We start from the raw sequence: 13167 nt of genomic DNA on the forward strand, positions 1-13167 counted from the left end.
ACCGGGCGCGGGCCGTGGACGTCCTGCGAACCACACGCTTCAACGTCCTAAGGGTCACACGCTTCACAGCGGGTCACAGAACGTCCTGACAGGCCACAGACCGCAGGACGTCCTGCGAACCACACGCTTCTCGGGGACCGAGAGACTCGCCCTACTCGGCCAGGCGGGCCAGCTCCTCCTCGACGATCTTCGGGTCGAGCTTGACGAAGAGCGGGGTCGGCGGGGCGAGCGGGGAGCCCACCCGGATCGGGGACGACTCCCAGCGCGCGGCGCCCTCGTAGGAGCCGGTGATGATCGGGTAGGTTCGGCCGTCGTCGTCGGTGACCTCGTGGATCTCCGGCATTCCCGTCCAGACCCCGGTGCCGCCGAGCATCGCGTAGATCTTGTTGGAGGAGTTGGGCAGGACCGGGGTGAGCAGCGTCTTGGCGTCGTCCACGACCTGCAGGGCGACGTGCAGGATGGTCTTCACCCGCTCGGGGTTGTCCTTGATCTTCCAGGGCTCCTGCTCGGCCAGGTATCGGTTGGCCTCGCGGATGACCTCGAACGCCTCGTTCGTCGCGTTCTTGAAACGGCAGTGCTGGAACTCGACGGCGACCTTCGGGAAGGCCTCGCGGCTGCGCTCCAGCATGGCGCGGTCGGCGTCGGTGAGGTCACCCGCCTCGGGGATGACCCCGAAGTTCTTGGCGGCCATCGAGATCGAGCGGTTCACCAGGTTGCCCCAGGCCGCCACCAGCTCGCCGTTGTTGCGGTTGAGGAACTCCGACCAGGTGAAGTCGGTGTCCTGGTTCTCCGGGCCCGCCACGGCGATGTAGTAGCGCAGCGCGTCGGCGTCGTAGCGCTCCAGGAAGTCGCGCACGTAGATGACCACCTGACGGGAGGAGGAGAACTTGCGCCCCTCCATCGTGAGGAACTCACTGGAGACGACCTCGGAGGGCAGGTTCAGCGCGCCGAGCGCGCCCGGCTCGCCGTCGCGGGCACCCCGGCCGTTGTAGCCGAGCAGCATCGCCGGCCAGATCTCCGCGTGGAAGACGATGTTGTCCTTGCCCATGAAGTAGTAACTCAGGGCCTCGGGGTCCTGCCACCACTGGCGCCAGGCGTCGGGGTCACCGGATCGGCGGGCCCACTCGATGGACGCGCTGAGATAGCCGATCACCGCGTCGAACCAGACGTAGAGCCGCTTGTTGGTCTGGTCGCTCCACCCCTCCAGCGGGATCGGCACGCCCCAGTCGAGGTCGCGGCTGATCGCGCGGGGCTGCATGTCGCCGAGCATGTTGAGGGCGAACTTCAGCACGTTGGGCCGCCAGTCGCCCTCCTTGGAGCGCAACCACGACGCCAGGACCTCGGCGAACGCGGGAAGGTCGAGCATGAAGTGCTCGGTCTCCACGAAGTCCGGCGTCTCACCGTTGACCTTGCTCACCGGGTTGATCAGCTGGATCGGGTCGAGCTGGTTGCCGCAGTTGTCGCACTGGTCGCCACGGGCGCTCTCGTAACCGCAGATCGGGCAGGTGCCCTCGATGTAGCGGTCGGGCAGGGTGCGCCCGGTGGAGGGCGAGATGGCGCCCATCGTGGTCTGGGGGAAGATATAGCCGTTGTCGTGGAGTCCCTTGAAGATCTGCTGGGTGACCGCGTAGTGGTTTTCCGTGGTGGTCCGGGTGAACAGGTCGTAGGAGAGCCCCAGCGCCTGGAGGTCCTCGACGATCACCCTGTTGTAGCGGTCGGCGAGCTCGCGGGCGGTGAGGCCCTCCTTGTCGGCCTGAACCTGGATCGGGGTGCCGTGCTCGTCGGTCCCGCTCACCATGAGGACCTTGTTGCCCGCCATCCGCTGGTAGCGGCTGAAGACGTCGGACGGCACGCCGAATCCGGAGACGTGCCCGATGTGGCGGGGGCCGTTGGCATAGGGCCAGGCGACCGCGGTCAGGATGTGCTGGGACATGATGTAAGCCTAAGGGACGCGGCCGTGGTCCTTGATGTCGTCATGCCTCTTGGAGGCCTCCGCTTTCCCAAAGTCGCCGCCTCCGCGGAGCCCTCGCTCCCTCGAACCGCCATGACGACTCGGGACGGCCACTCCCCCGAACCGCCATGACGACTCGGGACGGCCGTTCTCCCGGGGTCGCCGTGGCGTTCAGGACGGCCTCTGCGAACCCGGCGCGGCCTCTCGCCGGAGGTGTCGACCGGTTCGGCTCAGGGCAGCCGCGGCGACACCGGGGTGGCACTCTCGGCCGGGGTGGCCGGTTCGCCCGCGGCGGCGCGGCTGACGGCCTCGGCGGCCTCCTCGGCGGCGGAGGCGGCCACGTCGATGGGCGTCTCCTTCGTACGGCGGATGCCCAGGATGCTGATGAACAGCGACGCGAAGATCGTCTGGAAGCTCACGATCAGCGCGGTGGCCGAGGGCACGACGATACGCAGCGACTCCGAGGGGATCAGCGGGCCGAAGCTGCGCGTCTGCCAGTGGACCAGTGAGGCGACCAGGCCGCCCAGGCCGCCCAGGGCGAGCAGGCCGCCGACGATCAGGCCCTTCTCCAGGCTCACGATGTCGACGAGCTTGCGCACTCTCCTGTCTTCGGGGAGGAAGCCCTCCTCGGCCGCGTACACCTTGGTGAACAGGGCGAACAGGGACGCCTGGAAGCCGATCACCACCATCGCCGAGGCGCCGACCAGGGTGTCGACGTCGAAGGCGAGCTTGCCGATGTAGACGGGGCCGAAGGTGAGGGCGGTGCCCGCGACCAGGCCGATCGTCATCATGACCAGGCCGGGGATGAAGAACAGCCAGCGCGGGCTGTAGAGCATCAGGAAGCGCAGGTGGCGCCAGCCGTCACGCCAGGAACGCAGGTGCGGCGGGCGGGAGCGGCCGTCGGGCGACAGCGTGGTGGGCACCTCGCGCACGTCCAGCCCGGACAGCGTCGAGCGGACCACCATCTCGCTGGCGAACTCCATGCCGCCGGTCTGCAGGCCGAGCTTGAGGATGGAGTCGCGCCGGAAGCCGCGCAGACCGCAGTGGAAGTCGCCGATCGCGCTGGGGAAGAACAGGCGGCCGATGAAGGAGAGCACCGGGTTGCCCAGGTAGCGGTGGAGCGGAGGCATGGCGCCCGGCGCGATGCCGCCCTTGAAGCGGTTGCCCATCACCAGGTCGGCACCGTCACGGAGCTGCTCGACGAACGGCAGCAGGGCGGTGAAGTCGTAGGAGTCGTCGGCGTCGCCCATGATGACGTAGCGACCGCGCGCCGCGCGGATCCCCCCCATCAGCGCGTTGCCGTATCCCTTCGCGTCGACGTGCACGACGCGTGCTCCGGCCTCCCGGGCGAGCTGCTGCGAGCCGTCCGTGCTGCCGTTGTCGGCGATCAGGACTTCCCCGTCGATACCGTGCTCCCGCATGCAGGCGAGCGCCTTGCGTACGCAGGTCTCCACGGTCTCCGCCTCGTTCAAGCAAGGCATGACCACGGTCAGTTCCACGTCTCAACCCTTCACTTACGGCACAGGCCAATCTCACCATGATGCCCTCTACAGTCCCCTGCCCGGGTCAACTCCCTGAAACGACTGGCATCCTGTAGTGCATGGTGACCGTCGCCGACCGCCCTAGCCCGGACGTGCCTCCGCCCGACCGGGTCGGTCGCCTATGGGCGTTTCTCTATCGGCATCGGATCTTCGTGGCCGCCCTGGTGCTGGCGTTCGTGCTGCGTGTGGTCACCATGCTCGGGTACGGCCCTGCCCAGTGGTTCAACGACTCCTACGAGTATGTCTCCGGGGCGGTGAACCCCGACCGTCCCAGTGCCCTGAGACCGAACGGTTACTCCTTTCTGCTCCTGCTGATGCGGCCGCTGCAGAGCTTCGCGCTGGTGGCCTTCGTCCAGCACCTGATGGGCCTGGGCGTCGCGGTGCTGATCTACTCCCTGCTGCGTGTGAGGTTCGGGCTGCCCGGCTGGGGGGCGACGCTCGCCGCGGTGCCGGTGCTGTTCGACGCGTACCAGATCCAGCTCGAACACCTGATCATGTCCGACGCGATGTTCATGCTGCTCGTCGTGGGCGTGATCACGCTGGTGCTCTGGCACCGGCGGATGTCCTGGCGGCTCGGTGCGGTGGTCGGGCTGTTGCTCGCCCTCACCGCGCTCACCCGGTCGATCGGCCTGCCGATTCTCGTGCTGGTCGTGATCTACCTGATGGTGAAGCGCACGGCCTGGAAGACGATCGCGGCCATGGTGGTCGCGTGCGCGCTCCCCGTGACCGGATACATGGCCTGGTTCGCGTCCGCGCACGGCAACTTCGCGATGACCAACAGCGACGGCGCGATCCTCTACATGCGGACGGCGCTGTTCGCCGACTGCCGGAAGATGAAGGTCGACCCTCGCGAGGAGCTGGAGCTGGCGCTGCTGTGCATCAGCGCGCCGCCGGGCCAGCGCGGCTTCTCCGGCCAGAAATATCTCTGGTGGGCGCAGAACGGCCAGCGCTTCCACGCCTTCGGGGTGGGCAGCACGTTCACCCCCGAGACGAACAAGACCGCGGGTGCGTTCGCCCAGCGGGCCATCCTGTCCCAGCCGCTCGACTATCTCAGCCTCGTGGCCGGCGACTTCTTCCGCGCCTTCCACTGGGGCCGGCCGCGCTTCCCCGACTTCAACACCTACCGGCAGTACGAGTTCCTGCCGGAGAACAAGATCCTTCCCGCCTGGTCGTCGTACCGGGGCAACACCGACACCGACGCGCAGAAGTACGATCCGGGCCTGCGGACCGCGCAGATCCAGGGCAAGCTGCGCGTGATCGGCACCGATGTCACCGACCCGTGGGCCGGCTTCCTGCAGGCGTACCAGCGGGTCGTCCGGCTGCCGGGCATCGTGCTCGGCGGGCTGCTCCTGGTCGGGCTGGCCGGGGTGGCGGTGCGCTGGCGGAAGCTGGGCGGGCCGGTGCTGCTGCCGTGGCTCGCCTCGCTCGGCCTCATCCTGGCACCGGCGGCGACGGCCGAGTTCGACTACCGCTACCTGCTGCCCGCGGTGCCGCTGGCGTGCATGGCGGCGGCGATCTCGCTGCGCCACGGGTTCTCGGGACCCGTCACCGCCGCGCCCGCCGCCGTCGCCCCCGACAGCGTCACACCCGATCCCGTCATACCCGAGCCCGTCACACCCAGCTCCGGAACAGCATCCGCGCCCACCACTGGGAGTGCGGGATGAGCTCGGCGCTGAGCACCGGGTAGAGCCATCCGAAATTGATCAGCGCGAGGAGCGTGAAGGCCCCGACGACCGCGGCCCCCACCGCCCTGCGGTTGGGCGCGGCGTCCGCCTTTCCGATGATCAGCCCGGCGGCCAGGGTGAGCGCGAGGATCATGAAGGGGACCATGGGGATCATGTAGAAGAGATACATGGTCCGGCCGTCGGCGATCGCGTAGTAGAACCAGGGGAGCCAGCCGGCGGCGTAGCCGACGAGCACGGCTCCGGCCCGCCAGTCGCGGGTGGCGACGTACCAGGCGACCATGGCGATGAGAGCGACCAGGCCCCCGTACCAGATGACCGGGGTGCCGACCCCGAGCACCGCCTCGGCGCAGCTGTCGGCGCCGCATCCGGTCTTGTCCGGCGGATAGTGGAACGCCACGGGGCGTAGCAGCAGCGGCCAGGTCCAGGGGTCGGATTCGTAGTTGTGCGGGGTCGCCAGGCCGGTGTGGAAGCCGAGCACCTGGAAGTGGTAGCTCAGCCATGATCGCAGCGAGTCGAAGACGAAGAACGCCGGCCCGTGCGAGGTCGCCTGGACCCAGTTGCGGCCCCAGCCCAGGGGGGAGGCGAACCAGCCCGCCCACGAGACGACGTAGGTGACCGCGGGCAGCAGGCCCATCACCAGCACGACGCCGGTCAGATCCCGGTTCAGCGCTCCGGCGTACGGTCTGCGCAGGCCGATGGCTCTGCGGGCTCCGGCGTCCCACAGCAGTGACATCACCGCGAAGGCGACGAGGAAGAAGACGCCCGACCATTTGACGGCGCAGGCCGCGCCCAGGCACAGGCCGGCCGCGATGCGCCAGGGCCTGGCTCCCAGGCCGGGGCCGTGGTCGCTGAGGGGTGAGGTCTCGTACCAGGTGACGAGGCGTTCTCTGGCCCAGTCGCGGTCGGCGACCAGGCAGGCGAAGGCGGCCAGGACCCAGAACATCAGGAAGATGTCGAGCAGGGCGGTGCGCGACAGGACGAAGTGCAGGCCGTCGAGGGCGAGCAGGAGTCCGGCCAGGCAGCCGAGCATGGTCGAGCGGGTCATCCGGCGGGCGACTCTGGCCAGGATGAGGATGGACAGCACCCCGACCACGGCTCCGGCGAACCGCCATCCGAGGGGCGTCATACCGAAGATCTGCTCGCCCACGCCGATCATCCACTTGCCCAGCGGCGGATGGGCCACGTAGAGGGGACAGGGGTCGGCCTCCGGCGGCGTGCACTTGACCAGGAAGTCCGTCTTCCCCGCGATGATCATGCGGTCGGCGATCGGGTCCTCCACGGTGCCGAGCGAGGCTCGCTCCACCCCGTGGTGGATCAGCGCCCAGGCGTCCTTGGCGTAGTACGTCTCGTCGAACACGACCGCGCGCGGCCTGCCGAGATCGACGAGGCGCAGGATCCCCCCGAACGCCGCGACCAGCAGCGGGCCCAGCCACCCCCAGAGCACGCTTCCCCTCATGGGGGGTAAGAGGCGATCCCGTATCAATCCCATTCGGGCAATTATGGTGATAAATCAGCCTCGATGGACAGCGTCATAAAGATCGCGTTTTGGGATTCCGGCCGCCTTCGCCACGTCCACGATCGCCTGCTTCCTCGACACCCCCGACTCCTGCCTGCGCGCCACCTCGCCGACCAGGTCCTCGATCACCGGCGGCAGGGCCTGCCCGGTGTATCCCGCGACGACGACCGTGATCTCCCCCTTGACGCCCCCGGCCGCCCACTCGGCCAGCTCACCGAGACCGCCTCGCCGCACCTCCTCGTACGTCTTGGTGAGCTCCCGGCAGACCGCCGCCCGGCGGTCGGCGCCGAACGCCTCCGCCATCGCCGTGAGCGCGGCGTGCAGCCGGTGCGGGGCCTCGAAGAAGACCATCGTGCGCTCCTCCTCCGCGAGGGCCGAGAGCCTGCGGGAGCGCTCACCGGACTTACGCGGCGGGAAGCCCTCGAAGCAGAAGCGGTCGCTGGGCAGGCCGGAGACGGCGAGCGCCGTGGTCACCGCGGACGGTCCCGGCAGCGAGGTGACCCTGACCCCCGCCTCGACCGCGAGGTGGGTGAGGCGGTAGCCGGGGTCGGAGACGCCGGGCATGCCCGCGTCGGTGATGATCAGCACGGTCTTGCCGTCCTGGAGGGCCTGGAGGAGCTCGGCGGCACGTCCGGCCTCGTTGGCGTCGTAGTAGGAGACGACCCGGCCGCCGATCTCCGCGCCCAGCTCCCCCGCGAGGCGGCGCAGCCTCCTGGTGTCCTCCGCCGCGACCACGTCGGCACTCTCCAGCGCGAGCCGCAGCCGGGGCGAGGCGTCGCCCGCCTGCCCGATCGGAGCTCCTGCCAGCACAAGCCTGCCGTTGTCGTTCACCGTCCCATCCTCCCGCATTTCGGATCGCCTCCCAGCCGGGGAAGAAGTTCTCGAATTGGGCATCTGACAGATTTTCTCTGGGCTGGATGGGGTGGTGTGACCGTACGATGTCGGAGTGGCCGTGACCGACTTCACTAACCAGGCGTCAGAGCAGCCCGAGCCCCAGCCGTCCGGCGGGCACGAGGGCTCGGTACGCGACCGGCTTGTGCCGCCGATGCCCGGCGGCGCCCTGTGGGGCTGGCTGGGCCCACTCCTGGTCGCGGTGTTCGGGGGGATCCTGCGCTTCACGAACCTCGGTCACCCTCGCGCAATCATGTTCGACGAGACGTACTACGCCAAGGACGCCTGGGCACTGATCAACTTCGGTGCCGAGCACAATGTCGTCAAGGACGCCGACAAGATCTTGATGGACGGCGGCACCGCGATCTGGCAGGACTGCGCGCCCACCGAGCTCGACAAGTGCGCCTCCTACGTGGTCCACCCGCCGCTGGGCAAGTGGATGATCGGCGTGGGCGAGCAGATCTTCGGTATGACGCCCCTCGGATGGCGGTTCGCCGGAGCCGTGGTCGGGGTGCTGTCCATCCTCATCCTGGCCAGAGTCGCCCGCCGGATGACCCGCTCGACCATGCTCGGCTGCCTGGCCGGACTCCTGCTCGCCCTCGACGGCCTGCACTTCGTCCTGTCGCGCACCGCCCTGCTCGACATCTTCCTGATGTTCTGGGTCCTGGCCGCCTTCGCCTGCCTGGTCGCCGACCGCGACTGGGCCAGAGAACGCCTCGTCACCTGGTACGAGGCCTCACCCCTCAGCGACCACGGCCCCGGCCTGGGAGCCAGGCCCTGGCGCATCGCGGCCGGCCTGTGCCTGGGCGCGGCCTGCGCCGTCAAATGGTCGGGTGTCTTCTTCCTCGTCGCCTTCGCGGTGATGTCACTGCTGTGGGACGCCGGAGCCCGCAGAGCCATCGGCCTGCGCAGACCGTACGCCGGCACCCTCGGCAAAGACCTCACCGGCGCCGTGCTCACCACCGCCCTGCTCCCCGCCGCCGTCTACGTCGCCTCCTGGGCGGGCTGGTTCGCCTCCGCCGGCGGTTGGGGGCGCAACTGGGCGCAGGCGACCTCGCAGGGGCCGGTCTTCTTCGTCTTCGACTCGCTGCGATCATGGCTGAGCTACCACTTCCAGGTGCTCGGCTTCCACACCGGCCTGGCGACCCCGCACAACTACCAGTCCGACCCCTGGACCTGGCCGCTGCTGCTACGCCCCGTGGCGTTCTTCTACGAGAGTCCCCAGGGCGGCTGTGGAACCGACACCTGCTCGCAGGCCGTCCTCGGGGTCGGCACGCCGGTCATCTGGTACGGAGGGCTCGCGGCCCTCATCGCCATGGTCGCCTGGTACGTCGCCACCCGCGACTGGCGGGCCGGAGCCGTGCTCGTCGGCTACGCCGCCGGCTGGCTCCCCTGGTTCTACTACGCCATCGCCGACAACCGGACCATGTTCCTGTTCTACGCGATCCCCATGGTCCCCTTCATGATCCTGGCGATCGTGCTCGTGGCCGGGCTGATCCTCGGCCCGGCGAGCGCCCCGCAGGGACGCCGGACCGTCGGCGCCGCGGTCGTGGGGGCCTTCGCCCTGCTGGCGCTCGTCAACTTCTGGTGGCTCTATCCGGTGCTCACCGCCGAGATCATCCCGTACGCCGAGTGGAGTTCACGGATGCTTTTCAAGAAGGGCTGGATCTGAGCGTCCGCGTATGAGCCACTTAGAAGACATTTCCTAGGGTAGGCACCGTGCAGGATCCATTACGTCACGTTCATCGTCAGAGCAGGCCCGCATACGGCAGACTGCGAAGCATGCCTGCACCGGACGTGGCCGCCCTCCTGTCGGAGCTGGAGCGTTCCGAGCCCGCCTCCGCCGAGCATGCCCGCAGCGCGATCGACTGGCTGACCGGCGGCGAGCCGCTGGAGACGATCAGCGAGCTCAACGTGTGCGAGTTTCTCTGGTACACCCTGCCCTCGAAGGTCACCGGCGACCGCCCTGCGATCGCCCGCGCGCTGGGCCTGCTGCTGCGGCTGGGTGGCCTTGAGCGCTACGCCGCCCTCTGCTCGTCGTCCACGACCACCCAGATCCTGCGCACCTACGCCCGTCTGGGCGAGGACGCGGGGATGGCCGCCTACCAGTCGGCCCTGGACGCGACGGGTGTGCTCCCGCCCGACGTGCCCGAGCTGCGGTGGAGCTCGATCATGGGACCGGAGGAGCTGGGCGCGCACGGCGCCTGCTCGGCCGCGCTGGAGCTGGCGATCGTCTCCGGTGAGCTCGCCCCCCACCCGGCCGAGCGGCGGAAGCTCACCAGCCGCTGGCTCACCACGCCCCGCCCCGAGCTGGGCGGCGACAACTGGCTGCACCGGGTCCAGGGCGAGCGGCTCAATCGCTGGGTCCTCGGCCGGGGCACCGCCTGGCGCGAGCTCGCCCAGCCCTTCGAGGTGCGCTTACACGCGCCCATCCCAGCACCGGACGAGGCCCATCTGGGGGCGCTGCGCTGGCTGCTGACCGTGGGGCTCCGGCCGGGCGGCATCCCGCTGACCCAGCGGCACAACCTCGCCCGTTCCGTGCTCGCGGAGAGCACCTGGAGCGGCGCGGAGCTCGCGGCCGTCCGCGAGGTGGCCCAGGACCAGATGGGCGCGCTACGCCAGACCGGCAGGCGCCTGGTGACCACCTCGATGGGCGAGCGCCTGCTCGGCGACACCGACCTGCTCTGGGAGACCGCGGCCGCCGCCCTGCTCGCCCCCTCGCCGGGGGAGAACGGCTTCCGTGCCTCGGCCAGGGAGGTGGCGCTGATGCTGCTCGCCGACGGCGCCCCCGCCGACCGTGACCACATCACCGCCGTGATCGACTGCACGGAGCGGCAGACCCTGGAGGTCGACGCCTCGCTCGCCGAGCTGGGCAGGCGCCTGGACGCCTTCGGCCTGCGCGTCGACGGCCACCTCACCCCCGCCGGCCGCTCCGCCGCTCTCGCCGCCCTCCGCAACCACGCCCTGCGCCCCCGCCAGTACGTCAACATGACCTGACGACACCTCCTGAGCCCCTGCGGCCCCCGGTGTCCCGCCGTGCTCGAAACCGTACGGCGACCAGGGAAAATATGGTGGTCGCGGACCGACTAACCTTCCTGGAAACGGGCAGTGGCAGCGGGTGTCCGAGCCCACCTCCGCTGACCGCGCCACAGCGCCGGAACCATCCCCGCCCGCCCCCCGCGCTCCGTCGACGGAGACGGGCGTGGGAGGCGTACCGGCGTCATCGGCCGGAGCCGGCGAATCCGCCTCGCCCGAGCCGATCCTGACCTCCGCGGGCCCTCTGGTCCTGCCCGTCGTCCCGCCCGCGGATCTCGACGGCCCTGCTCCCGGCGCTCCTGCTCCCGGCGCTCCTGCTCCCGGCGGCCCCGCTCCCGGCGGCTCCGCGAGCACGGTCACCGTGTCCCCCGGCGCGGCCGCGTCCCCCGATGCGGCGCCGTCCTCGGGGATCACGCCGAACCTCCCGTTCGGCCGTCCTGGACGCTCGATGAGCAACAACCCGTTCGTGTTCGGCTTCACCGCCGCCCTGGGGGTGCTCACCGCCTGGTGGCTGGTGCAGGCCATCGCGACCGCGAGCTCGGTGCTGGTCCTCATCGTCGTCTCGCTCTTCCTCGCCATCGGCCTGAACCCGGCCGTCGAGGTCCTCCAGCGGCGCAACGTCCCCCGGGTGTGGGCCATCACCCTCGTCTTCCTGGGCGTCATCCTCGTCTTCGTCGTCTTCGGCCTGGCCGTGGTCCCCCCGCTGACCACGCAGTCCACCCAGTTCGTCGAGCAGCTCCCGCAGTACGTCCAGGAGCTGCAGAACAATCCGGTCATCCGCGACCTGGACCAGCGCTTCCAGCTGCTGGAGAAGCTTCAGACGTACGTGACGAGCGGCGACTTCGGCACCCAGATGTTCGGCGGTGTGCTCGGCATCGGGTCGGTCCTCATCGGGGCGGTCTTCAACTCGCTCACGGTGCTGGTGCTGACGCTCTATCTCCTGGGCTCGTTGAAGTCGCTCAAGAAGCTGGCCTACCGCCTCGTCCCCCGGAGCCGCAGGGTCCGCACGACCCTGCTCGGTGACCAGATCATCGACAGCATCGGCGGATACGTCGCCGGGAACCTGATCATCTCGCTCATCGCCGGTGTGACGACCTTCATCTTCCTGAGCATCATGCAGGTCCCGTACGCCCTGGCGCTCTCCCTGATCGTCGCGATCACCGACCTCATCCCGCTGGTCGGCGCCTTCATCGGCGCGGGCATCGCCTCCCTGGTGGGATTCTTCGTCTCCCCGACCGTCGGGATCGTCTGCATCGTCTTCTTCACGATCTACCAGCAGATCGAGAACTACTGGATCGCCCCGACCGTGATGAAGAGCTCGGTCGACGTGCCGCCGCTCGCCACGATCGTCGGTGCTCTGCTGGGGGGCGCGCTGCTCGGCGTGGTGGGCGCGCTGCTCGGCATCCCGATAGCCGCGGCCGTCCTGCTCATCCTGCGGGAGGTGGTCCTGCCCCGGCAGGAACGTACCTGACCGGCCCTGACCGGCCTGATCGACCCCTGATCGACGTGGAGGAGCCACGTCGGACTCTCCCCCGCCGCACGGGTCGGGAGGTCACGAGTCCTCACCGTCGAGGTACGCCCGTCACCCCTCATCCGCACACAACATCACAAAAAGTTTTTTTCGCTTCTTCGTCTCAAAAGTACACAGATCACTACAACATGCGATAAAAGATCACTTGCACCTACTGTCTCCCCTTTGGGGTATACGTGAAGAAGCGCCTTCGACTCCTCGCGGCCCAGCTGCTCGCCGCTACCCTTGTCCTCACCGCCCTCTCGGCCCCTGCCCACGCGAGCACTCCGGAGAGCGACCCCCAGCTCGCCGCCGAGTGGCAGACCGCGTGGGACACCTACAAGTTCTACAAGAACACGCCGCCCCTCCCGGGATCGGGACGGAGCCGGGCACAGGACAGCATCTCCATCACCATCGACGCCCCCGTCAACCAGGTGTTCCCCGCGTACTCGAACATCAACAACCACCTCGGCATGCACTCGTTCCTGAAGCGGGTCGTCACCCACGAGGACTCGTGGCAGGGCAGCAAGCGCCACATCAACTTCACCGCGGTCGAGGAGCTCCCGTACGAGGGTTCGACCGTCGTCATCAACACGCACGCGCAGCAGCGCATCAACCACGCCGCCCTCTACTACGAGACCGACAGCTGGACGATGCCCAACGTCGTCACGCACCAGAAGATCGTCTTCGAGGCGCTCTCCGGAGGGAAGACCAAGGTCACCGAGTACCTCACCTTCGACGCGGACAGCACGCTGATCGACTTCGTCCTGGAGAACGGCGTCACCTCCCACGAGGCGACCCAGGCGGCGATGAAGCAGGCGATCGAGAGCGGCGAGCTCTAGAGACGGCGGCCGCCGACGAGGGTGAGCCATCGCGGGGCTCACCCTCGTCGGCGGTGCGACCTGTGGGGGCCATGTGCCGCAGCGCGGTGACGGCGAGTACGGCGATGCCCGTCACCGGCACTCCGGCGACGACGGCGGTGATGTCGAGCCCGGCGGTGAAGGCGTCGCGCGCGACCGCCGAGGCCGCGCCGAACG

Annotated in this window: 9 protein-coding genes; 5 read left to right on the plus strand and 4 right to left on the minus strand. The window is 69.1% G+C overall.

What is annotated here, in order from left to right; genetic code table 11:
* Nucleotides 1–151 precede the first annotated feature (151 nt).
* A complete protein-coding gene (gene metG, locus ACIBH4_RS05805; protein WP_362509283.1) occupies nucleotides 152–1933 on the minus strand; it encodes a methionine--tRNA ligase in 1782 nt (593 codons plus the stop codon).
* Between the two features lie 248 nt (nucleotides 1934–2181).
* Complete coding sequence (locus ACIBH4_RS05810) at nucleotides 2182–3450, minus strand: glycosyltransferase family 2 protein (RefSeq protein WP_362509280.1); 1269 nt, start codon at nucleotides 3448–3450, stop codon at nucleotides 2182–2184.
* Between the two features lie 101 nt (nucleotides 3451–3551).
* On the opposite strand from ACIBH4_RS05810, the gene ACIBH4_RS05815 reads away from it, so the two are divergent.
* Nucleotides 3552–5156, plus strand: coding sequence for a hypothetical protein (locus ACIBH4_RS05815; RefSeq protein WP_362509277.1), 1605 nt, complete (start codon nucleotides 3552–3554; stop codon nucleotides 5154–5156).
* On the opposite strand, the gene ACIBH4_RS05820 is transcribed toward ACIBH4_RS05815, so the two are convergent.
* Nucleotides 5104–6633: a dolichyl-phosphate-mannose--protein mannosyltransferase gene (locus ACIBH4_RS05820; protein ID WP_399171515.1), complete on the minus strand. Its 1530-nt coding sequence runs from the start codon at nucleotides 6631–6633 to the stop codon at nucleotides 5104–5106. The two genes, ACIBH4_RS05815 and ACIBH4_RS05820, sit on opposite strands and share 53 nt — an antisense overlap.
* 54 nt (nucleotides 6634–6687) lie before the next feature.
* On the minus strand, nucleotides 6688–7542 hold the full coding sequence (gene rsmI, locus ACIBH4_RS05825; protein WP_362522389.1) for a 16S rRNA (cytidine(1402)-2'-O)-methyltransferase: 855 nt from the start codon (nucleotides 7540–7542) through the stop codon (nucleotides 6688–6690).
* A 196-nt stretch (nucleotides 7543–7738) separates the two neighbouring features.
* Here rsmI and ACIBH4_RS05830 point away from each other — a divergent pair, with 196 nt between their 5' ends.
* From ACIBH4_RS05830 to ACIBH4_RS05845, 4 genes are all read left to right on the plus strand, one after another.
* A complete protein-coding gene (locus tag ACIBH4_RS05830; protein WP_399171653.1) occupies nucleotides 7739–9256 on the plus strand; it encodes a dolichyl-phosphate-mannose--protein mannosyltransferase in 1518 nt (505 codons plus the stop codon).
* A 110-nt stretch (nucleotides 9257–9366) separates the two neighbouring features.
* A complete protein-coding gene (locus ACIBH4_RS05835; RefSeq protein ID WP_362516601.1) occupies nucleotides 9367–10581 on the plus strand; it encodes a hypothetical protein in 1215 nt (404 codons plus the stop codon).
* A gap of 205 nt (nucleotides 10582–10786) precedes the next feature.
* A complete protein-coding gene (locus tag ACIBH4_RS05840; protein ID WP_362769443.1) occupies nucleotides 10787–12091 on the plus strand; it encodes an AI-2E family transporter in 1305 nt (434 codons plus the stop codon).
* A 236-nt stretch (nucleotides 12092–12327) separates the two neighbouring features.
* Nucleotides 12328–12972 carry an SRPBCC family protein gene (locus ACIBH4_RS05845; RefSeq protein ID WP_362516605.1) on the plus strand — a complete coding sequence of 215 codons (645 nt, stop codon included), beginning with the start codon at nucleotides 12328–12330 and terminating at the stop codon, nucleotides 12970–12972.
* The last annotated feature ends 195 nt before the right edge of the window (nucleotides 12973–13167 follow it).

The sequence above is a fragment of the Streptosporangium sp. NPDC050284 genome (assembly GCF_044459525.1).
Lineage (GTDB): Bacteria > Actinomycetota > Actinomycetes > Streptosporangiales > Streptosporangiaceae > Streptosporangium.